This is a genomic window from Microbacterium sp. Root53, from assembly GCF_001426925.1.
Lineage (GTDB): Bacteria > Actinomycetota > Actinomycetes > Actinomycetales > Microbacteriaceae > Microbacterium.
Genome location: NZ_LMFR01000021.1, coordinates 110,100 through 130,907 on the forward strand (window position 1 = coordinate 110,100; position 20,808 = coordinate 130,907).

General features: G+C 70.8%; 17 protein-coding genes and 1 pseudogene. 15 read left to right on the plus strand and 3 right to left on the minus strand.

Features of this window, described 5'->3' with window-relative positions; genetic code table 11:
- Position 1: 1 nt before the first annotated feature.
- The 9 genes and pseudogenes from ASD19_RS09540 to ASD19_RS09580 all read left to right on the plus strand — a co-directional run bounded on the left by ASD19_RS09540 (position 2) and on the right by ASD19_RS09580 (position 10,952).
- Positions 2-583, plus strand: coding sequence for a signal peptidase II (locus ASD19_RS09540; RefSeq protein ID WP_055991762.1), 582 nt, complete (start codon positions 2-4; stop codon positions 581-583).
- Positions 583-1,503 carry an RluA family pseudouridine synthase gene (locus ASD19_RS09545; RefSeq protein WP_055991765.1) on the plus strand — a complete coding sequence of 307 codons (921 nt, stop codon included), beginning with the start codon at positions 583-585 and terminating at the stop codon, positions 1,501-1,503. Before ASD19_RS09540 ends, ASD19_RS09545 begins: the two co-directional genes overlap by 1 nt.
- Positions 1,504-1,541: 38 nt before the next feature.
- A pseudogene (locus ASD19_RS09550) lies at positions 1,542-2,115 on the plus strand (GNAT family N-acetyltransferase).
- An 86-nt stretch (positions 2,116-2,201) separates the two neighbouring features.
- Entirely contained in the window at positions 2,202-2,855 is a 654-nt protein-coding gene (locus ASD19_RS09555) for a cyclodeaminase/cyclohydrolase family protein (RefSeq protein ID WP_055991768.1), read from the plus strand.
- 89 nt (positions 2,856-2,944) lie between these two features.
- Complete coding sequence (gene dnaE, locus ASD19_RS09560; RefSeq protein ID WP_055991771.1) at positions 2,945-6,457, plus strand: DNA polymerase III subunit alpha; 3,513 nt, start codon at positions 2,945-2,947, stop codon at positions 6,455-6,457.
- Between the two features lie 153 nt (positions 6,458-6,610).
- Positions 6,611-7,996 (plus strand): hypothetical protein, encoded by a 1,386-nt coding sequence (locus ASD19_RS14840; RefSeq protein ID WP_235563016.1) that lies wholly within the window; start codon positions 6,611-6,613, stop codon positions 7,994-7,996.
- Positions 7,997-8,041: 45 nt separating this feature from the next.
- Positions 8,042-9,355 carry a histidinol dehydrogenase gene (hisD, locus tag ASD19_RS09570; protein WP_055991776.1) on the plus strand — a complete coding sequence of 438 codons (1,314 nt, stop codon included), beginning with the start codon at positions 8,042-8,044 and terminating at the stop codon, positions 9,353-9,355.
- A gap of 42 nt (positions 9,356-9,397) precedes the next feature.
- Positions 9,398-9,895 (plus strand): transcriptional regulator NrdR, encoded by a 498-nt coding sequence (nrdR, locus tag ASD19_RS09575; RefSeq protein WP_055991779.1) that lies wholly within the window; start codon positions 9,398-9,400, stop codon positions 9,893-9,895.
- Positions 9,896-9,923: 28 nt separating this feature from the next.
- A complete protein-coding gene (locus tag ASD19_RS09580; RefSeq protein ID WP_055991783.1) occupies positions 9,924-10,952 on the plus strand; it encodes a quinone-dependent dihydroorotate dehydrogenase in 1,029 nt (342 codons plus the stop codon).
- Between the two features lie 60 nt (positions 10,953-11,012).
- On the opposite strand, the gene ASD19_RS09585 is transcribed toward ASD19_RS09580, so the two are convergent.
- A complete protein-coding gene (locus ASD19_RS09585) occupies positions 11,013-11,606 on the minus strand; it encodes a DUF3043 domain-containing protein (RefSeq protein ID WP_082543119.1) in 594 nt (197 codons plus the stop codon).
- 50 nt (positions 11,607-11,656) lie between these two features.
- Between ASD19_RS09585 and ASD19_RS09590 the strand changes: the two genes are divergently transcribed.
- The 6 genes from ASD19_RS09590 (at position 11,657) to ASD19_RS09615 (ending at position 17,913) form a co-directional block, all read left to right on the plus strand.
- A complete protein-coding gene (locus tag ASD19_RS09590) occupies positions 11,657-13,066 on the plus strand; it encodes a dipeptidase (RefSeq protein WP_055991786.1) in 1,410 nt (469 codons plus the stop codon).
- Positions 13,067-13,144: 78 nt separating this feature from the next.
- Positions 13,145-13,513 carry an iron-sulfur cluster insertion protein ErpA gene (gene erpA / locus ASD19_RS09595; protein WP_055991789.1) on the plus strand — a complete coding sequence of 123 codons (369 nt, stop codon included), beginning with the start codon at positions 13,145-13,147 and terminating at the stop codon, positions 13,511-13,513.
- A gap of 160 nt (positions 13,514-13,673) precedes the next feature.
- Positions 13,674-14,585 carry an aa3-type cytochrome oxidase subunit II gene (gene ctaC, locus ASD19_RS09600; RefSeq protein ID WP_055991792.1) on the plus strand — a complete coding sequence of 304 codons (912 nt, stop codon included), beginning with the start codon at positions 13,674-13,676 and terminating at the stop codon, positions 14,583-14,585.
- 2 nt (positions 14,586-14,587) lie between these two features.
- Positions 14,588-16,333 carry an aa3-type cytochrome oxidase subunit I gene (gene ctaD, locus ASD19_RS09605; protein WP_055991795.1) on the plus strand — a complete coding sequence of 582 codons (1,746 nt, stop codon included), beginning with the start codon at positions 14,588-14,590 and terminating at the stop codon, positions 16,331-16,333.
- A complete protein-coding gene (gene ctaF, locus ASD19_RS09610) occupies positions 16,333-16,770 on the plus strand; it encodes an aa3-type cytochrome oxidase subunit IV (protein WP_055991798.1) in 438 nt (145 codons plus the stop codon). Before ctaD ends, ctaF begins: the two co-directional genes overlap by 1 nt.
- A 348-nt stretch (positions 16,771-17,118) precedes the next feature.
- Positions 17,119-17,913, plus strand: a complete 795-nt coding sequence (locus ASD19_RS09615; protein ID WP_156377169.1) for a hypothetical protein — start codon at positions 17,119-17,121, stop codon at positions 17,911-17,913.
- Between the two features lie 139 nt (positions 17,914-18,052).
- Here ASD19_RS09615 and qcrB read toward each other — a convergent pair whose 3' ends face one another.
- Both qcrB and qcrA read right to left on the minus strand, forming a co-directional pair.
- A complete protein-coding gene (gene qcrB / locus ASD19_RS09620; protein ID WP_082543120.1) occupies positions 18,053-19,729 on the minus strand; it encodes a cytochrome bc1 complex cytochrome b subunit in 1,677 nt (558 codons plus the stop codon).
- On the minus strand, positions 19,729-20,802 hold the full coding sequence (gene qcrA, locus ASD19_RS09625) for a cytochrome bc1 complex Rieske iron-sulfur subunit (protein WP_055991803.1): 1,074 nt from the start codon (positions 20,800-20,802) through the stop codon (positions 19,729-19,731). Before qcrA ends, qcrB begins: the two co-directional genes overlap by 1 nt.
- Between the last annotated feature and the right edge of the window lie 6 nt (positions 20,803-20,808).

The following is a 20,808-nucleotide window of genomic DNA, read 5'->3' on the forward strand; positions in this document are numbered from 1 at the left end:
CTTGACGGACCGCGCACCCCTGCGTACGGCGGCGGCCAGCATCACGATCGCGATCCTCGCGGTCCTGGTGCTGGCCGCCGACCAGTTCGCCAAGCATCTCGCCCTGACGTCGCTCGAGTGGCAGACGCCCGTGCCCGTCCTGGGCGAGGTGCTCCAGTGGTACCTCGTGCTCAATCCCGGAGCCGCCTTCTCCATCGGGGAGGGCGTCACGTGGATCTTCACGATCGCGCTCGCGGTCGTCGCGTGCGGCATCGTGTGGCTCGCGTTCACGCGCGTGCACTCGCGCGTCTGGGCCGTCGTCCTGGGCCTGCTGCTCGGCGGCGTGCTCGGCAACCTCACCGACCGCCTGTTCCGCGATCCCGGGTTCGCCGTGGGTCACGTGGTCGACTTCATCTCGACGCCGTGGATGATGCCCGCGATCTACAACGTGGCCGACGTGTTCATCGTGGGCAGCATGATCGCGGTGGCCGCGCTCACCCTGTTCGGCGTCGGGCTCGACGGTCGCCGCGCACCCAAGGCCGACGCCGCGGCGGCCGATCCGTCGCCCGGCGCCGCGGCCGCCGACGCGCCCCGGGAGGACTGATGGAGTCGCGTCGCCTTCCCGTCCCCGACGGGCTCGACGGCTCGCGCGTCGACGCGGCCCTGGCCAAGATGCTCGGCTTCTCGCGCACGTTCGCGGCCGAGGTGGCCGAGGCCGGCGGCGTGCAGCTGGACGGCGTCGCGGTCGGCAAGTCCGACCGCGTGCACGGCGGGGCCTGGCTCGACGTCGAGTGGCGCCCCAAGGAGGAGCCCCGCGTCGTGCCCGTGGCGGTGCCGGACCTCGGCATCGCGTACCAGGACGACCACATGGTCGTGGTCGACAAGCCGGCCGGCGTCGCCGCCCACCCCTCGATCGGGTGGGAGGGGCCGACCGTGCTCGGGGCCCTCGCTGCGGCAGGCGTGCGCGTCGCGACGAGCGGCGCGTCCGAGCGGCAGGGCGTGGTGCACCGCCTCGACGTCGGCACGAGCGGCCTCATGGTCGTGGCCAAGACCGAGCACGCCTACACCGTGCTGAAGCGCGCGTTCAAGGAGCGCACGGTCGACAAGATCTACCACGCGGTGGTGCAGGGGCATCCGGATCCGCTGGTCGGCACGATCGACGCGCCCATCGGGAGGCACCCCAGCCACTCGTGGAAGTTCGCCGTCACGCCCGACGGCAAGGACTCGATCACGCACTACGAGACGATCGAGGCGTTCCCCGGCGCGTCGCTGCTCGAGATCCACCTCGAGACCGGGCGCACGCACCAGATCCGCGTGCACATGGCCGCCCACCGCCACCCGTGCGTCGGCGATCCGCTCTACGGCGCCGACCCGACGCTGTCGGCGCGCCTCGGCCTGACGCGCCAGTGGCTGCACGCGCACGAGCTGTCGTTCGCGCATCCGGCCACGGGCGACTGGGTGACGTTCACGTCGGACTATCCCGCCGACCTGGCGCACGCGCTGGCGGTGCTGCGCGGGGAGTAGGTCTCGCGGATGTCGCAGGCCGGTGCCACGCTGGCCGCATGGCGATCGAGGTGCGTCCGGCGACCGCTTCGAGGGCGTGCGCGCGCTCGTGGGGCCCAAGAACCCCGATGCGAACGTGTGCTGGTGCCTGAGCCATCGGATCCCGTCGAAGCTCAACTCGTCGCTGCGCGGGCCCGAGCGGGCCGAGTACGTGCGCCGGATGTGCGAGTCCGACCTGCCGCCGGGCGTGCTCGCGTACGACGACGGCGAACCGGTCGGATGGGCGGGCGTCGCGCCGCGCTCCGAGACCCAGTTCGCGCGCAGCACCAAGATCCCGCACGCGACGACCTGCCGGTGTGGAGCGTGTGGTGCCTGCGGGTGCGGCCCGGGCACAGGGGCAGGGGCGTCCTGCCGCGGCTGCTCCACGGCGCGGTCGAGTTCGCGCGAGAGCGCGGCGCGCCCGCCGTCGAGGGATATCCGGTGGACAACCGGGGCGAGAAGGTCGACCAGACGATGGCGTTCGTCGGCTTCCGCTCACTGTTCGAGCGCGAGGGGTTCACGAAGGTCGCGGACACCGACTCGGTCTCGGGCGGCTTTCCGCGGGTGCTGATGCGCCTCGACCTCCGGGGCTGAGGCCCGAGGATCCGTGCTCCTTAGCGGCCTCAGCATCGTTCGGCAAGCCCGTGGCGAGGATCCGGCCGGGCGAGGACGATGGCGTGATGACGATGGATCTCCGTGCGAAGCCCGGCACCGCGACGGATCGGACGTACGCCCCGAGCGGCCGGCGTCCGGCGCGCGAGACCACGATCGGCGAGTGGATCGACCGGCTGTCGCAGCGCGGCGGGGACCCCGGGGGAGGCGCCGCCGCGGGCGTGATGCTGGCGTCGGCCGCCGCGCTCGTCGCGATGGTGGCCTCGTACGCGGAGGAGTCCGGCGTGGAGCGGCGGGCCCGCGCGCTCGCGCAGGCCGCGCTGGACCGCGCGGACGCCGACGCGGCGGCGTTCGGAGCGGCGCTCCGGGCGGGCGACGACCGGGCACGGGACGAGGCGGCGCTGGCCGCCGCGCGCTCGTCCGCGGCCCTGGCCGCGCTCGCGCGCGACGCGATCGGCGACCTGGAGCGCATCGCCCGCCGCGTCGAGCCGACCCTGCTCGCCGACGTCGTGTCGGCCGCCGCGGCCCTGCGCGCGGCACTGTCCTGCGCGCGGGCGAACCTCCGCAGCGACCTCGGCGCGCTGTCGCGCCACGGCGGGTCCGGCGCGCTGCGGCGGACGCACCCGGATCTCTCGACGGCCGCGAGCGCGTGCGACGACGTGATCGCCCGCCTCGACGACCTCACCCGCCGCATCGACACGCGCGCCTCCGGCGCGGACTGAGGGGTCGTCGGCCGGGTCCGCCCCGCCCGGCGTCCTGACACCCGGGGCCGTCGGGCGGTCGTGTCGGGGGTCCGACCTAGACTCGATCCATGGCCTCCGACTCCTTCGTCCACCTGCATGTGCACAGCGAGTACTCGATGCTGGACGGGGCAGCCAAGATCGGGGCGATGACCCAGGCCGCGGCCGAGTACGGCATGCCGGCGATCGCGGTCACGGACCACGGCAACACGTTCGCGGCGTTCGAGTTCTACAAGGCCGCGCAGGCCTCCGGCGTCAAGCCGATCATCGGTCTCGAGGCCTATGTCACGCCCGGCACGCATCGCAGCGACAAGTCGCGCGTCGCGTGGGGGTCACCGGACCAGAAGAGCGACGACGTGTCCGGGGGCGGCGCGTACACCCACATGACGATGTGGAGCCAGACCACGGAGGGCATGCACAATCTCTTCCGGCTGAGCTCCCTGTCGAGCATGGAGGGGTATTACTTCAAACCGCGCATGGACCGCGAGCTGCTGCAGACCTACAGCAAGGGCCTCATCGCCACGACGGGATGCCCGTCGGGCGAGATCCAGACCAGGCTGCGCCTCGGGCAGTACGAGGCCGCGCGCGCGGCAGCCGCGGAGTTCCAGGACATCTTCGGCAAGGAGAACTACTTCGCCGAGATCATGGACCACGGCCTCTCGATCGAGCGCCGCGTCATGACCGACCTGCTCCGGATCTCGAAGGACCTCGGGATCCCGCTGGTCGCCACCAACGACTCGCACTACACGCACCAGCACGAGGCCGATGCGCACGCGGCCCTCCTGTGCGTGCAGTCCGGATCGACGCTGGACGACCCGAACCGCTTCAAGTTCGACGGCGACGGGTACTACGTCAAGACCGCGCAGGAGATGCGCCACCTGTTCCGCGACCACCCGGAGGCGTGCGACAACACGCTGCTGATCGCCGAGCGCTGCGAGGTCGAGTTCAACACCTCGGCCAACTACATGCCCCGCTTCCCGGTGCCGGACGGCGAGACCGAGGACAGCTGGCTCATCAAGGAGGTCGAGAAGGGCCTCCACTACCGGTACCCCGAGGGCATCCCCGACAAGGTCCGCAAGCAGGCCGAGTACGAGACCGGGATCATCCTGCAGATGGGCTTCCCGGGTTACTTCCTGGTCGTCGCCGACTTCATCAACTGGGCCAAGGACAACGGGATCCGCGTGGGCCCCGGCCGCGGCTCGGGAGCAGGCTCCATGGTCGCCTACGCCATGCGCATCACCGACCTCGACCCGCTCGAGCACGGCCTCATCTTCGAGCGCTTCCTCAACCCCGACCGCGTCTCGATGCCCGACTTCGACGTCGACTTCGACGACCGCCGTCGCGGCGAGGTCATCGAGTACGTCACGCAGAAGTACGGCTCGGAGCGCGTCGCGCAGATCGTCACGTACGGCACCATCAAGTCGAAGCAGGCGCTCAAGGACGCCGGCCGCGTGCTCGGCTTCCCGTTCAGCATGGGCGAGAAGCTCACCAAGGCCATGCCGCCCGCGGTCATGGGCAAGGACATGCCGCTCGACGGCATGTTCGACCCCGAGCACCCGCGTTACAAGGAGGCCGGCGAGTTCCGCTCGCTGATCGACACCGACCCCGAGGCCAAGACCGTCTACGACCGCGCGGTGGGCCTCGAGGGCCTGAAGCGCCAGTGGGGCGTGCACGCGGCCGGCGTCATCATGTCGAGCGAGCCGCTGCTCGACATCATCCCGATCATGCGCCGCGAGCAGGACGGCCAGATCGTCACGCAGTTCGACTATCCGGCGTGCGAGTCCCTCGGCCTCATCAAGATGGACTTCCTGGGCCTGCGCAACCTCACGATCATCTCGGACGCGCTGGACAACATCCGGATGAACCGGGGCGAGGAGCTCGACCTCGAGCACCTCCAGCTCGACGACCGCGCGGCGTACGACCTGCTGTCCCGCGGCGACACGCTGGGCGTGTTCCAGCTCGACGGCGGGCCCATGCGGTCGCTGCTGCGACTGATGAAGCCCGACAACTTCGAGGACATCTCGGCCGTCATCGCGCTGTACCGCCCGGGTCCCATGGGCGCGAACTCGCACACCAACTACGCGCTGCGCAAGAACGGGCTGCAGCCCATCACCCCGATCCATCCGGAGCTCGAGGAGCCGCTGCGCGACATCCTCGACACGACCTACGGCCTGATCATCTATCAGGAGCAGGTCATGGCGATCGCGCAGAAGGTGGCCGGCTTCAGCCTCGGCCAGGCCGACATCCTGCGCCGCGCGATGGGCAAGAAGAAGAAGTCCGAGCTGGACAAGCAGTACGAGGGCTTCGAGGCCGGCATGAAGGAGCGCGGCTTCGGCGACGGCGCCATCAAGGCGCTGTGGGACATCCTGCTGCCCTTCTCGGACTACGCGTTCAACAAGGCCCACTCGGCCGCCTACGGCCTCGTGTCGTACTGGACCGCGTACCTGAAGGCGCACTATCCGGCCGAGTACATGGCCGCGCTGCTGACCAGCGTCGGCGACGCGAAGGACAAGCTGGCGCTGTACCTCAACGAGTGCCGCCGGATGGGCATCCGGGTGCTCCCGCCGGACGTCTCGGAGTCGATCGGCTTCTTCGCTGCCGTCGGCGAGGACATCCGCTTCGGCCTCGGCGCGATCCGCAACGTCGGCTCGAACGTCGTCGACGGCATCATCGCCGCGCGCGAGGACGGGCCGTACACGTCGTTCCACGACTTCCTGGCCCGCGTGCCGCTCCACGTGGCCAACAAGCGCACGGTCGAGTCGCTGATCAAGGCGGGCGCGTTCGACTCCATGGGGGCGACGCGACGCGCCCTCGTGGAGATCCACGAGAGCGCGGTCGAGGTCGCCGTGACCGACAAGCGCAACGCCGCCGGCGGCGCGATCGGCTTCGACTTCGACAGCCTGTGGGACGAGCCCCAGTCGGTGCAGAAGGTGCCGGACCGCCCCGAGTGGACCAAGAAGGACAAGCTCGGCTTCGAGCGCGAGATGCTCGGCCTCTACGTGTCGGATCATCCGCTGGCGGGCCTGGAGGTGCCGCTCGCGAAGCACCGCACGATCACGATCAGCGCGCTGCTGGCGTCGGAGGATCTGCAGGACGGCGACCAGGTCACGGTGGCGGGGCTGGTGACGAGCGCCCAGCACCGCGTGGCCAAGTCGAGCGGAAACCCCTACGGCATGATCACGGTCGAGGACTTCGAGGGCGAGGTCACGGTCATGTTCATGGGCAAGACCTACACCGAGTTCCAGCCGATCCTGCAGCAGGACGCCATCCTGGTCGTGCGCGGCCGCGTCTCGCGCCGCGACGACGGGATGAACCTCCACGCCCAGTCGGCGTTCACCCCGGATGTCGGCTCGTTCGACGAGGCGGGCCCGCTCACCCTGGTGCTGCCGGAGCAGCGCGCCACCGAGCAGGTGGTGCAGGACCTCGCTGACGTGCTGCGACGCCACGCGGGCGACACCGAGGTGCGCCTCCGGATGCACCGCGGCCGCACCGCGAAGGTGTTCGAGGTGCCGATGCCGGTCCGGATCACCGCCGACCTGTTCGGCGACCTCAAGTCGCTGCTCGGGCCCCAGTGCCTGGGGTGACCGGCCCGCGATGACGCGCCCGGCGTGACGGCCGCGGGGGGAGAGGTGCCCCGCGAGAGGCCGCAGGTCCCGCCGGTAGGATCGACCGCAACCGCGCCCGGGTGACCGGGTGGATCGAGGGCCGTGACGACGACGGCACCGGAGAGGATCAGCGTGACCGACCAGAACCCCGGTTCTCCCGCCCCCGAGCAGCCCGACGGCCAGGCCGCCGCGGCACCGCAGGCGGCGCAGCCGCCGTCCGGAGCCCCGGAGCCGGCCGCGCCGCAGCCGGAGCCGGCGGCGTCCGAGCCGGCCGCGCCGCAGGACCCCGACGCGCTACCGGGCGTCGGTCCGTTCACGCGCCGTGAGGCGATCCTGGTCGGCCTGTCGGGCCTCGTCCTGCTGCTGTCGTTCTTCTCGATCTACGACTTCGGCTACACGCCCATCTGGGGCGCGTCGCTCGACTGGGTGCTCGCCGTGGGCCTCCCGGTGGCCGCGGGCGTGCTCCTGGTGCTGCGTCGCACCCAGCCCGGCCGGATCGCGCGCGTCGGCTCCCTGTCCGTGGACCAGTTCGCGTCGGTGTCCTTCTCCGTCGCCGCCGTGATGTGGCTCAGCACCCTCGGGTACGGCCTCGCGGTGGACGGCCCCGGAGTGATCACCACGTGGGTCGTGTGGCTCCAGCTGCTCGCGACGCTCGGCGGCGTGTTCCTCACGGTCGTCGCGCCGCACGTCGCTCCGTTCAAGGAGGACTTCGAGCGCCGTGCCGAGACGCCGGCGCATCCGACCGCCCGCGACCCCCGCGGCGTGGTCGTGCGACCCAAGCCCCAGCCGGTCGCCCCGCAGCAGTGGGCGCAGCCCGCGCCGCCGTACGGCGCGCCCCAGCAGGGCCAGCCGTACGGTGCGCCCGGCTACGGACAGCCGGCCTACGGTGCGCCGCAGCCCGGTCAGCCCCCGTATGCCCCGCAGCCGTACGGCCAGGCTCCGTACGGTCAGCCCTACGGCCAGCAGCCCTACGGTCAGCCCAGCCAGCCGTACGGGCAGCCGGCCTACGCTCCGTCGGCGGGCCGGTTCCCGGTCGGCGCGCCCGCGTACGGCCAGCAGTATCCGCTGCAGGCGCCCGCCCCGGCCGCCGCGGCAGACGCCGACGCGACGCACCAGCGTCCCGCCTCGCCGGAGCCCGCCGAGGCGCCTCAGGCTCAGCCGGAGCCGGTGGGCGCGCCCGCGACGGATGACGACGCGACGTCGGTGCTTCCTGCCCAGGACGAGCCCACCGGCCCGACCGAGGCCTACCCGGCCGCCGAGCCCGCCCCCGAGCCGGAGTCCGCGCCCGAGCCGGAGCCCGAGCCCGCGGCGGCGCAGCAGGCGCCCGTGCAGCAGGCGTTCTGGGCGCTCGTGCCGGAGGAGCGCGACGTCGTGGACGCCTACGGTGCTCCGCTGTTCCGCATCGGGCCCACCGCATGGGCGCTCGTGGTCGAGGACCGCGGCGACACGTACGTCGTGCGCCACGACGACGGCCGGATCGGCTACCTGCACGACACCTCGGGCATCACGCGCGGCTGACGACGGCGGATCCCCCCCCCTCTCGGCGGCTGACAGAATAGGGGGATGCGCACCATCGATCTCCGCGGCCGCACGCTGACCACCGCGGAACTGCTCGCGATCGTCCCTCGGGCCGCAGAGGCCAGGGCGACCGCGCTGCATGTCGCGGCCGAGATCGTCGAGGACGTCCGCGTGCGCGGCGAGGTCGCGCTCCGCGAGCAGGCCGAGCGGTTCGACGGCGTGACCGGGCACTCGGTGCGCGTTCCCGCACAGCACATCGCGGAGGCCGTCGACGCCCTCGACCCGCAGGTGCGCGCCGCGCTCGAGGAGGCCATCCGGCGTGTCCGCGAGGCGTCGGCCGCTCAGGTCCCCGCACCGCGCACGACCGATCTCGGCGCCGGCGCGCGCGTCACGCAGCGCTGGCAGCCGGTCTCGCGCGTCGGCGTCTACGTGCCGGGCGGCAAGGCCGTGTACCCGTCGAGCGTCGTCATGAACGTCGTGCCCGCGCAGGTCGCCGGCGTGCAGAGCGTCGCGCTCGCCTCGCCCGCGCAGCGCGACCAGGACGGCCGCGTGCACCCCACGATCCTCGCCGCCGCCGGCCTGCTCGGCGTCGACGAGGTCTACGCGATGGGCGGCGCGGGCGCGATCGGAGCGCTCGCCCACGGCGTGGACGCCATCGGGCTGGAGCCCGTCGACGTCGTCACCGGCCCCGGCAACAACTTCGTCGCGGCCGCGAAGCGCGCGGTCGCCGGCGTGGTGGGGACGGACTCGGAGGCGGGCGCCACGGAGATCCTGATCGTCGCGGACGACACGGCCGACGCGCGCCTGATCGCCTACGACCTCGTGAGCCAGGCCGAGCACGACGAGCAGGCGTCGGCCGTGCTCGTCACGCCGTCCGCCGCGCTGGCGGAGGCCGTCGCCGCCGAGGTCGAGAGCGTCGCGGCCGCCACGCGCCACAGCGAGCGCGTGGCGACGGCACTGGCGGGGGAGCAGTCCGCCATCGTGCTCGTCGACGACGCCGCCGCGGCCGAGGCGTTCAGCAACGCCTACGCGCCCGAGCACCTCGAGCTGCACATCGCGGATGCGGCGGGCGCCGCGCCGCGCTATACCAGCGCGGGGGCCGTGTTCGTCGGGTCGTACACGCCCGTGAGCCTCGGGGACTACCTCGCCGGATCGAACCACGTGCTGCCCACGGGCGGCCAGGCGCGCTACGCGGCGGGTCTGGGATCGCACACGTTCCTGCGTCCGCAGCAGGTGATCGAGTACGACCGCGACGCGCTGGCCGACGTCCGCGACGCGATCCTGGCGCTCGCCGAGGCCGAGGCGCTGCCCGCGCACGGCGAGGCGGTCGCGGCGCGCTTCGGCGACGTGCGCGGCTGAGCGGCGCCCGACTCCCAGGCGTCACGCGTAGGCTTTCGGGTCATGCACTGCCCCTTCTGCCGCCACGGCGACTCCCGAGTGATCGACTCCCGCACGAGCGACGACGGGCTGTCCATCCGGCGGCGCCGGCAGTGCCCCAAGTGCGGCGGCCGCTTCTCGACGATCGAGACCGCGAGCCTCAACGTCATCAAGCGCTCCGGCGCGGTCGAGCCGTTCAGCCGCGACAAGGTGATCTCGGGCGTGCGCAAGGCGTGCCAGGGGCGCCCGGTGACGGACGCGGACCTCGCGATCCTCGCCCAGCGGGTCGAGGAGGCCGTGCGCCAGACCGGCCTCAGCCAGATCGACGCGAACGAGATCGGGCTGGCCATCCTGGGCCCGCTGCGCGAGCTCGACGAGGTCGCGTACCTGCGCTTCGCGAGCGTCTACCAGGCGTTCGAGTCGCTCGAGGACTTCGAGGCGTCGATCGCGGAGCTCCGCGCCGACCACGCGCGCGCCTCGCGGGCCGACGCCCCGGCCGACGTGGACGACGAGTCCGACTGACGCACGGCCGCGCGATAGCCTGACAGGGATGTATCCCCTCGTCTTCCGCCATGTCCTCGCGCGCTTCGACCCCGAGTTCGCGCACCACCTCGGCATGGCCGTGATCCGCGTGGCGGGCACCTGGCCGGTCCGGCCGCTGGTCCACCGCTTCACGCGTCCGGCGCCTGAGCTCGCCGTCGAGGCGCTCGGCCAGGTCTTCCCGTCGCCGTTCGGCGTCGCGGCCGGCTTCGACAAGAACGCGGTCGGCGTCCGCGGGCTCGAGGCGCTCGGCTTCGGGCACGTCGAGATCGGCACGGTCACGGCCGTCCCGCAGGACGGCAACCCCAAGCCGCGCCTGTTCCGCCTGATCCAGGACCGCGCGGTCGTCAACCGCATGGGGTTCAACAACCGCGGCGCCGAGGCCGCCGCCCGGCGGCTCGCGCGGCTGCGCCGCACCGGTGCGGTCGTGGGGGCGAACATCGGCAAGAGCCGCGTGGTCGACGTCGCCGACGCGACGGCCGACTACGTCAAGAGCGCCCGGATGCTCGCCCCGCTCGCCGACTACCTCGCGGTCAACGTGTCGTCGCCGAACACCCCGGGACTGCGCGGCCTGCAGGCGGTCGAGACCCTCGCCCCGCTGCTGCGCGCGGTGCGCGAGGCGGCGGGCGCCACGCCGCTGCTGGTGAAGATCGCGCCGGATCTGCCGGACGACGAGATCCAGGCGATCGCGCGCCTCGCCGTCGACGAGGGCCTCGCCGGCATCATCGCCACCAACACCACGATCTCCCGCGAGGGCCTCGCCACCGACGCCGCGACGGTCGAGGCGGCCGGAGCGGGCGGCCTGTCGGGCGCGCCCCTCAAGGCCCGTTCGCTCGAGGTTCTGCGCACGGTGCGTGCCGCCGTGCCCGACGACTTCTGCGTCGTCTCCGTGGGCGGGGTCGAGACCGCCGAGGAGGTCCAGGAGCGCCTGGACGCCGGCGCGACCCTCGTGCAGGGCTACACGGCGTTCCTCTACCGCGGCCCGCTGTGGGCCTGCGAGATCAACGCGGGCCTGTCCGCGATCCGCGCGGCACGCTGACCGACCGAGAACGACGCCCCCGGCCGTGACGGCCGGGGGCGTCGTCGTGTCGCGTGGGGATCAGACGGGGAACTCGCCGCGCTTGACCTGCGGCTTCGGCAGACGCATGAAGCGCATCTGGACCGAGCGCATGGCCGAGTACCAGCCGAGGCCCTTCTCGAGCTTCTCCTTGCCGAACTTCGCGGCCGCCTTCTTCTTGACCGTGGCGGACAGGATGATCATGTCGCCGATCACGAAGAAGATGAAGATCCACAGCGCCACGAAGGACCAGTACTGGAAGAAGTCGAGCGGGATGAACGTCGCGATGATCACGACGATCATGGCGGGCATCAGCAGCTCGCCCAGGTGCCAGCCGGCGTCGGTGTAGTCGCGGGCGAAGCGCTTCTGCGGGCCCTTGTCGCGCAGCGGGAGGTAGCGCTCCTCGCCGTTCGCCATGCCGATCCGCGCCCGGTCCTGGCGCTCGCGCAGCTCGGCGCGGGCGCGGGCCTTGGCCTCCTTGGTGTTCGCGACGAGCGGGCGCTTGCGGGCGGCCTCGCGCTCGGCGCGCGTGGGGGTGGGGCGGCCCTTGCCGGCCGCGGCGTCGTCGCCGACCGGCTGGCCGTTCAGGGTCGTGCCGTTCGAAGCGCCGTCGTTCACGGCGGGGGTCTTGCTCACGGGTGTGCACCTCGGATCGGTGGAGAGGGGATCGACCTAAGATTACCCGCATGACTTCGGAGCCTTCTGTGGAAGCTGGAACGATCGACGCAGCGCTGCTCGAGACCGCAGAGGGAGGGATCTCCGCCGCTCTGGGCGATCTGGGCCGGCTGGTGCGCATCCCGGGCATCGCGTGGCCTGCGTTCGATCAGGAGCAGCTGCAGCGCAGCGCCGCGACCATCGCCGAGCTCGCGCGCGACACCGGGGTCTTCGACGAGGTGCGCGTGCTCACCGCCGAGATCCCCGGCATGTCCGAGCACGGTCAGCCCGCGGTGCTCGCCACCCGGGCCGCGCGGAACGGCCGCCCCACGGTCATGCTCTACGCGCACCACGACGTGCAGCCGCCGGGCGACGAGGCCCTGTGGGAGACGCCGCCGTTCGAGCCGACGGTCCGCGACGGCCGCCTGTACGGCCGCGGAGCCGCCGACGACAAGGCCGGCGTGATGGCGCACATCGCCTCGCTGCGCGCGCTGCGCGAGGTGGTGGGCGACGACCTCGATCTCGGCATCGTGCTGTTCATCGAGGGCGAGGAGGAGTACGGCTCCCGCTCGTTCGCGCGGTTCCTGTCGGACAACGCCGACGCGATGCGCAGCGATGTGATCGTGGTCGCGGACTCGGGTAACTGGGATTCCGAGACGCCCGCCGTCACGGTCTCCCTGCGCGGCAACGCGAAGTTCCACCTCACCGTGCGCACGCTCGAGCACGCCTCGCACTCCGGCATGTTCGGGGGAGCGGTGCCCGACGCGATGCTCGCCACCATCAAGCTGCTGTCGACCCTGTGGGACGACCGCGGGTCGGTCGCGGTCGAGGGGCTCCGCGCGCGGGACGCCGAGACGCCCGACTACAGCGAGGAGACGCTGCGCGACGAGGCCGGACTGCCCGACAGCGTGCAGCCGATCGGCGACGGCACCATCCTGTCGCGCATCTGGAACAAGCCGTCGATCACCGTCACGGGCATCGACTTCACGAGCGTCGCCGCCGCGTCGAACACGCTCTCGCCCGAGGTCACTGTCGTGGTCAGCGCCCGCGTGGCGCCGGGCCAGGACGCCCGCGAGGCGTACGCGGCGATCGAGGCCCATCTGCGCGCGCACGCGCCGTTCGGCGCGGAGCTGACGTTCAGCGACGTCGACCTCGGCGACGGGTTCCTCGTCGACACGACCGGATGGGCGGTGGCCGAGGCGCGCGACGCGATGCGCGACGGCTACGGCAAGGACCCCGTAGACCTCGGCGTCGGCGGCTCCATCCCGTTCATCGCCGACCTGGTGCGCGAGTTCCCGGGCGCGCAGATCCTCGTCACCGGCGTGGAGGACCCGCACTCGCGCGCGCACAGCCCCAACGAGTCGCTGCACCTGCAGACGTTCCGCAACGCCGTGCGGGCCGAGACGCTGCTCCTGGGGCGGATGAACTCCCGCTCCCTGTGAGCCCCGGATCCGCACGCCGCGCGCGGCGGTAGAATCGAACGAGTCGCCGCGCATGCGGCCCACCCCGTAAGGAGCGTCATGACCGACACGACCCTCGCCGGCACCCCCGCCGACACGCGCGCGCACGGCGTGAGCCTCACGGACGCCGCCGCCGCCAAGGTGAAGAGCCTCCTCGAGCAGGAGGGCCGCGACGACCTGCGTCTGCGCGTGGCCGTCCAGCCCGGCGGCTGCTCGGGCCTGATCTACCAGCTCTACTTCGACGAGCGCTACCTCGAGGGCGACGAGACCGTCGACTTCGACGGCGTCGAGGTCATCGTCGACAACATGTCCGTCCCGTACCTGGACGGCGCGACGATCGACTTCAAGGACACCATCTCGGAGCAGGGGTTCACGATCGACAACCCCAACGCCTCGGGCAGCTGCGCCTGCGGCGACAGCTTCCACTGATCCGCCTCGTCCGAAGAGCCTCGCACCCCGTCGGTGCGGGGCTCTTCGGCGTGTCCGGACGGGCCGGATGGACACGCCCCAGGCTGGGCGGTTGTCCTGAACCGGGTGAGAGGTTGCCCTAGACTGACAGGAGCCCCATCCACGTTCGAAAGGTGAATTCGTGCCATCGAAACGCCGTCTCCGCTGGGCCGCGATTCCCGTCGCAGCTGCCGCAGCCGTGGCCCTTGCCGGATGCACTCCCACGGAGCTGCACGGATACCTCCCCGGTTTCCAGGAGGACGGCACGGCGACGACCAACCAGGCCGAGCGCGTCGCCACGCTGTGGACCAGCTCGTGGATCGTGCTGCTGGCCGTCGGCGTGATCACGTGGGGCCTCATGCTCTGGGCGATGGTCGTGTACCGCCGCCGCAAGGGCCAGACCGGCCTTCCGGTCCAGCTGCGCTACAACATGCCGATCGAGATCTTCTTCACGACGGTGCCGCTCATCCTGGTGCTGGGCCTGTTCGCCTTCACGGCGCGCGACCAGTCGGCGATCGAGACGCAGTGGACCGAGGACGAGGTCGACGTCGAGATCACCGCGATCGCCAAGCAGTGGGCGTGGGACTTCCAGTACGACGGCGAGGCCGAGGACAACTCGGACGCCGTGTGGACCATGGGCATCCAGGCGCAGCCGGACGCCGAGGGGAACATCGACCAGTCGCAGCTGCCGACGCTGGTGCTGCCGGTCGACCAGAAGGTGACCATCCACCTTGAGTCGCGCGACGTGATCCACTCGTTCTGGATCATCGACTTCCTCTACAAGAAGGACATGTACATCGGCCGCGACAACTCGTGGTCGTTCATCCCGACGCGTGAGGGCACGTACGCCGGCAAGTGCGCCGAGCTGTGCGGCGAGTACCACTCGATGATGCTCTTCAACGTCGAGGTCGTGAGCCAGGCCGAGTACGAGGACTACCTCGCCGAGCTCGAGGCCCAGGGCAACACCGGCGACATCAACGACGCGTACGACCGTCTGGGGAACTTCCCCGGCACGACCGGCAACGCCGAAGCCACCGAGGAAGAGGGGCACTGATCATGGCGACGACCCTGCAGGAGCACCGCACCACGCTCCCGCCCCGCCAGGCAGCCCTGCTCAGCGCATCGCGCACGGAGCAGAAGGGCAACATCGTGGTCAAGTGGATGACCTCCACCGACCACAAGACCATCGGCTACATGTACCTGATCGCCTCGGTCATGTTCTTCGCGATCGGCGGCGTCATGGCGCTGATCATCCGCGCCGAGCTGTTCGCTCCCGGCATGCAGATCCTGCCCACCAAGGAGCAGTACAACCAGCTGTTCACGATGCACGGCACGATCATGCTGCTGATGTTCGCGACGCCGCTGTTCGCGGGCTTCGCGAACGCGATCCTGCCGCTGCAGCTGGGCGCGCCGGATGTGGCCTTCCCGCGTCTGAACGCATTCGCCTTCTGGCTGTTTTTGTTCGGCTCGACCATCGCGGTCGCCGGCTTCCTGACCCCGTCGGGTGCGGCGTCGTTCGGCTGGTTCGCGTATCAGCCGCTCGCCAACGCGACGTTCTCGCCGGGCGTCGGCGGAAACCTCTGGATGCTGGGCCTCGGCCTCTCGGGCTTCGGCACCATCCTCGGCGCGGTGAACTTCATCACCACGATCATCACGATGCGCGCCCCCGGCCTGACCATGTGGCGCATGCCGATCTTCACCTGGAACACGCTCATCACGAGCCTCCTCGTGCTGATCGCCTTCCCGGTGCTCGCCGCCGCGATCTTCGCCGCCGGTGCCGACCGCGTGCTCGGCGCGCACATCTACGACCCTGCCAACGGCGGCGTCCTGCTGTGGCAGCACCTGTTCTGGTTCTTCGGCCACCCCGAGGTGTACATCATCGCGCTGCCGTTCTTCGGCATCGTGTCGGAGATCTTCCCGGTCTTCAGCCGCAAGCCGATCTTCGGCTACAAGACGCTCGTGTACGCGACCATCGCGATCGCCGCCCTGTCGGTGGCCGTGTGGGCCCACCACATGTACGTCACGGGCGCCGTGCTGCTGCCGTTCTTCGCCCTGATGACGATGCTCATCGCGGTTCCCACCGGCGTGAAGATCTTCAACTGGATCGGCACCATGTGGCGCGGCTCGATCACGTACGAGACCCCGATGGTGTTCGCCCTCGGCTTCCTCGTGTCGTTCGTGTTCGGCGGTCTGACGGGCGTCATCCTGTCGTCGCCCCCGCTCGACTTCCACCTGTCGGACTCGTACTTCGTCGTCGCGCACTTCCACTACGTGGTGTTCGGAACGGTCGTGTTCGCCATGTTCGCCGGCTTCTACTTCTGGTGGCCGAAGTGGACGGGCCGCATGCTCAACGAGCGCCTCGGCTACGTGCACTTCTGGATGCTGTTCATCGGCTTCCACATGACCTTCCTCATCCAGCACTGGCTGGGCGTGGACGGCATGGTGCGCCGCTACGCCGACTACTCGGCGGCGGACGGCTGGACGTGGGAGAACCAGCTCTCGACGGTGGGCGCCATCATCCTCGGCGCCTCGCTGCTGCCCTTCTTCCTGAACGTGTGGGTGACCGCGCGCACCGCGCCGAAGATCACGGTCAACGACCCGTGGGGCTACGGCGGCTCGCTCGAGTGGGCGACGTCGTGCCCGCCGCCGCGCCACAACTTCACGTCGATCCCGCGCATCCGCAGCGAGCGTCCGGCGTTCGACCTGAACCACCCCGAGGCCGGCATCCCCGTCGGCATCGGTCCGGCCAAGGACGCCCCTGACGCGCCGGTGATCGACGCGGCGGACGGAAAGGTCAAGTAATGCGGTCCAACATCGGCCTCTGGTGGCTGCTCGCCGGCTTCTTCGGCCTCATGGCGGTCGTCTACACCGCGTGGAGCATCATCGCCCAGCCCGACCTGCCCTGGTACCAGGCGGTCGAGTGGGCGGGCTCGACGGCCTTCGCGTTCGCCGTCTTCATGTCGGCGATGGTGGCGTTCTACATCCAGCTGGTGCACAAGGGCCAGCACGGCGTGGCGCTCCCCGAGGACCGTGACGACGCGGACATCGACGACGGCGACGCCGAGCTCGGCGAGTTCAGCCCGTGGTCCTGGTGGCCGCTCGTGCTCGCGGGCTCCGCGGCGATCGCGATCATCTCGCTCGCGGTGGCGCAGTTCCTGCTGCCGCTGGCCCTCGGCCTCTTCGCGGTCGCGATCGTCGGCTGGGTGTACGAGTACTACCGCGGCTACTTCGCCCGCTGATCCAGCTCTGAGGCGGCCCCGGCGGACTTCGGTCCGACCGGGGCCGTTTCGCGTTGGGTCGGGGCGTGGGGCCGCCGGCGGTGCCGAAAACCGGACGGACGGTGTTTCTGAGGCGAGCGTGACCCCATCCATCCCACTCGCCACATCGGTCCGGTTTCCGGAACCGGCTGGCCCGCGGAGGCTCGTCCACAGCGAACGGGAGCCGCTGGCCGCCCCCATCTGGGTGGATCGGGCCGCCGGAGACCCGGTGCGGGGGCCCACGCTGGCCGGATGGGAGACGTGCATGTCCGGGACGATGAGGGTGGGGATCATCGCGTGTGGCGGACGCGGGATCTGCGCGCATCGGGGATGTCGACGCGGGAGATCAGGTCCGCGGTCGACGGGGGCCTGATCCAGAAGGCCTGCCAGGGTGCTTATCTGGCGCGCGGTGCGCCGGATGAGAACGTGCGAGCGGTCGCGCGCGGGGGACGCCTGACCTGCGTCTCGCTGCTGCGGCTGAAGGGCGTCTTCGTCGCCCGTGCGGGCGGACTGCACACCCATCTCGCGCGGACCGCGACGCAGCCCGCCGTCGATCCGGAGGACGCCGTGCATCGCCAGCGGCTGCTTCGGCCGGTCCACCCGCGGGCGAGCGAGGTCAGCATCCTCGATGCGCTGCACCACGCGATGCTGTGCCAGGACCTGCCCGATGCGGTCGCCTCGCTGGATTCGGCGCTGCAGGGGCGCCTCGTGAGCCACACGGACGTCGACGAGTTGTTCCGCGTGCTGCCGGCCCGACTCAAGCGTGCACGGCGCCTGGTCGACGCGAGGGCGGAGGCGGGGCCGGAGACACTCGTGCGGCTGATGGCAGTGGCACTCGGGTTCTGCGTCGAGTCGCAGGTCCTCATCCCCGGGGTAGGGCGGGTGGATCTGCTGCTCGACGGCTGGATCATCGTGGAGTGCGACAGCAAGGCGTTCCATGAGGACTGGGAGGCGCAGCGCCGCGACCACCGCCGGGACCAGGTCGCGGCCGCGCGGGGTTACGTGCGCTACCGACCGATCGCGGAGGACATCCTGTTCCATCCCGAGACGGTCGAAGATGCGCTGCGCGGCCTGCGCGAGCTTACGCCGCGCGTGCCGAAGACCGGACGGATGGTGCGCGCGTGACGGATGCGATCACTCCGGTCACGCACGTCCCATCGATCCGGTTTTCGGAACGGCAGAGGAGCGGCAACGGCCGGCGGCCCGGCGCCGACACGACGAAGCCCCCGGTCCAGAAGGACCGGGGGCTTCGGTGGAGCGGGGCTCAGTGCTGGTCGTGACCGGCCTCGAGCTCGCGCGGGCTGGGGCCGTACTCGTGCAGCGCGTGTTTCTGGTGCGCGACCGCGGCATCAAGCTCGCTCTGCGTGAGCGGGGCGAGACGGTCCTCGAAGAACCAGCGCGACAGACCGGCGCGCAGCTTCTCGCTGAAGGGGATCCGGCCCTGGTCGTTCGGGCGCAGCACGAGGGGAGCGTACGTCTCGACGTCCACGAGCTTCCAGCGCTCGTACTCGTCGACCGGGCGGTGCACCTCGCGGTACTCGCCGCCGGGCATCCGGACGATGCGGCCCGACTCGTAGCCGTGCAGCGCGATCTCGCGGTCCTTCTTCTGCAGCGCCAGGCAGACGCGCTTGGTGATGAAGTACACGACGATCGGGGCCAGGATCAGCGAGATCTGCAGGAAGCGGATCACGCCCTCCATGGTGAGCCAGAAGTGCGTCGCGATGATGTCCGACGACGCGGCGGCCCAGAGGATCGCGTAGAAGACCACGCCGGCGGCGCCGATCGCGGTGCGCGTCGCGGCGTTGCGCGGACGCTGCGCGATGTGGTGCTCGCGCTTGTCGCCCGTGATCCACGCCTCGAGGAAGGGGTAGATCGCGACGAGCACGATGAAGATGCCGAGCACCGCGACGGGCACCAGGATGCCGAGCGACAGCGTGAAGTTGCCGATGACGATGTCCCAGTTCGACGGGGCGAGACGCAGGGCGCCGTCCGCGAAGCCGATGTACCAGTCGGGCTGCGTGCCGGCCGACACGGGGGACGGGTCGTACGGGCCGTAGTTCCAGATGGGGTTGATCTGCACCAGTGACGCGATCAGCACGATGGCGCCGAAGACGATGAAGAAGAACCCGCCCATCTTGGCCATGTAGACCGGCATCATCGGGTAGCCGACGACGTTGCCGTTCGTGCGACCCGGGGCCGCGAACTGCGTGTGCTTGTTCACGATCATGAGCAGCAGGTGGAGCGCGACGAGCGCGATCACCAGCAGCGGCAGGATCAGGATGTGCAGCGTGTAGAGGCGGCCGACGATGTCGGTGCCGGGGAACTCGCCGCCGAACAGCAGGAACGACGTCCAGGTGCCGATGATCGGCAGACCCTTGATCATGCCGTCGATGATGCGGAGACCGTTGCCCGAGAGCAGGTCGTCGGGGAGCGAGTAGCCGGTGAAGCCCTCGGCCATCACCAGGATGAACAGCACGAAGCCGATCACCCAGTTCAGCTCGCGCGGCTTGCGGAACGCGCCCGTGAAGAACACGCGCAGCATGTGCACGCCGATGCCGGCCACGAAGACCAGCGCGGCCCAGTGGTGGATCTGGCGGACCAGCAGGCCGCCGCGCAGGTCGAACGAGATCCGCAGGGTCGACTCGAGCGCCGACGACATCGCGATGCCGCGCATGGGCTCGTACGCGCCGGTGTAGTGCGTCTCGACCATGGAGGCCTGGAAGAAGAACGTCAGGAACGTGCCCGACAGCAGCACGACGACGAACGACCACAGCGCGATCTCGCCGAGCATGAACGACCAGTGGTCGGGGAAGACCTTGCGGCCGAGGGCCTTGACGAGGCCCGACATGCTGGTGCGCTCGTCGATGTAGTTCGCGGCCGCGCCGACGAACCTGCCGCCGAGCGGCGCCTGGGGCTTCTCAGGTGCGGTGGTGGTGCTCATCAGTGACGCTCCCAGAAGCTCGGGCCGACGGGCTCGGTGAAGTCGCTCTGCGCGATGAGGTAGCCCTCATCGTCGACGGCGATGGGCAGCTGCGGCAGCGGGCGCGCGGCCGGGCCGAAGATGACCTTGGCGTGCTCGGTGACGTCGAACTGCGACTGGTGGCAGGGGCACAGCAGGTGGTGGGTCTGCTGCTCGTACAGCGCCACGGGGCAGCCGACGTGGGTGCAGACCTTCGAGTAGGCCACGATGCCGTCGTACGACCAGGACTTGCGGTCCTCGTCCTCCTTGAGCTGCTCGGGGAGCAGACGCATGAGCAGGACGATGGCCTTCGCCTTCTCCTCGAGGTAGCCGTCGTGGTGGCTGAGGCTCTTGAGCGACTCGGGGATGACGTGGAACGCCGAGCCGAGCGTGACCGACGACGCCTTGATCGGGGTGCCCTCGGGGTCGAGCGCCAGGCGCTCGCCCTCCTTCCACATGGTGTGGTTGAGCAGCGCGACCGGGTCGCCCGCGGTGGGGTTCTCGGCCGTCGAGTGCGGGGCCAGGCCGCGGAACAGCGCGAGACCCGGGAGGATCGAGGCGGCGACGGCGGCGATCAGCGAGTTGCGGATCATCTTGCGACGACCGAAGCCCGACTCCTCGTTGGCGATCGCGAACGCCTCGACGGCCGCGGCGCGGGTGGCCTCGCTGCCGCGGGTCGAGTGGCGCTCCTCGACGTATTCCTTGTCGCTCATGAGCGCCTTGGACCAGTGGATGGCGCCCACGCCGATCGCGAGCAGCGCGAACGCGATGCCCAGGCCGATCCAGAGGTTGTTGTTGCGGATCGAGAGCATCGACCCGTCCTCGATCGGGAACAGCATGTAGGCGGCGACCGCCCAGATGCTGGCCGCGACCGACACGTAGAACAGCGTGTAGACCGTGCGGTCAGCCGCGCGCTCCGCCTTCGGGTCCTTGTCGGTCATGCGCGCACGGTGCGGCGGCAGGCCGGGGTTCTGCACGGGGTCGGCAATCGAAACGGCGAGGCCGGGGGAGGGCCGGTAGACCTCCACCGCCTGCGGTTCGCTGTCGTGCGCCATGGTGCT

What these genes read in the sequence shown, in the direction of transcription:
- ctaD (WP_055991795.1), top strand. Translation starts at nt 14,588, where the DNA reads ATGGCGACGACCCTGCAGGAGCACCGCACCACGCTCCCGCCCCGCCAG.
- qcrB (WP_082543120.1), bottom strand. Translation starts at nt 19,729, where the DNA reads ATGAGCACCACCACCGCACCTGAGAAGCCCCAGGCGCCGCTCGGCGGC.
- ASD19_RS09555 (WP_055991768.1), top strand. Translation starts at nt 2,202, where the DNA reads ATGACGATGGATCTCCGTGCGAAGCCCGGCACCGCGACGGATCGGACG.
- erpA (WP_055991789.1), top strand. Translation starts at nt 13,145, where the DNA reads ATGACCGACACGACCCTCGCCGGCACCCCCGCCGACACGCGCGCGCAC.
- ctaF (WP_055991798.1), top strand. Translation starts at nt 16,333, where the DNA reads ATGCGGTCCAACATCGGCCTCTGGTGGCTGCTCGCCGGCTTCTTCGGC.
- hisD (WP_055991776.1), top strand. Translation starts at nt 8,042, where the DNA reads ATGCGCACCATCGATCTCCGCGGCCGCACGCTGACCACCGCGGAACTG.
- ASD19_RS09590 (WP_055991786.1), top strand. Translation starts at nt 11,657, where the DNA reads ATGACTTCGGAGCCTTCTGTGGAAGCTGGAACGATCGACGCAGCGCTG.
- ASD19_RS09615 (WP_156377169.1), top strand. Translation starts at nt 17,119, where the DNA reads ATGTCGACGCGGGAGATCAGGTCCGCGGTCGACGGGGGCCTGATCCAG.
- ASD19_RS09545 (WP_055991765.1), top strand. Translation starts at nt 583, where the DNA reads ATGGAGTCGCGTCGCCTTCCCGTCCCCGACGGGCTCGACGGCTCGCGC.
- qcrA (WP_055991803.1), bottom strand. Translation starts at nt 20,802, where the DNA reads ATGGCGCACGACAGCGAACCGCAGGCGGTGGAGGTCTACCGGCCCTCC.
- ASD19_RS09580 (WP_055991783.1), top strand. Translation starts at nt 9,924, where the DNA reads ATGTATCCCCTCGTCTTCCGCCATGTCCTCGCGCGCTTCGACCCCGAG.
- dnaE (WP_055991771.1), top strand. Translation starts at nt 2,945, where the DNA reads ATGGCCTCCGACTCCTTCGTCCACCTGCATGTGCACAGCGAGTACTCG.
- nrdR (WP_055991779.1), top strand. Translation starts at nt 9,398, where the DNA reads ATGCACTGCCCCTTCTGCCGCCACGGCGACTCCCGAGTGATCGACTCC.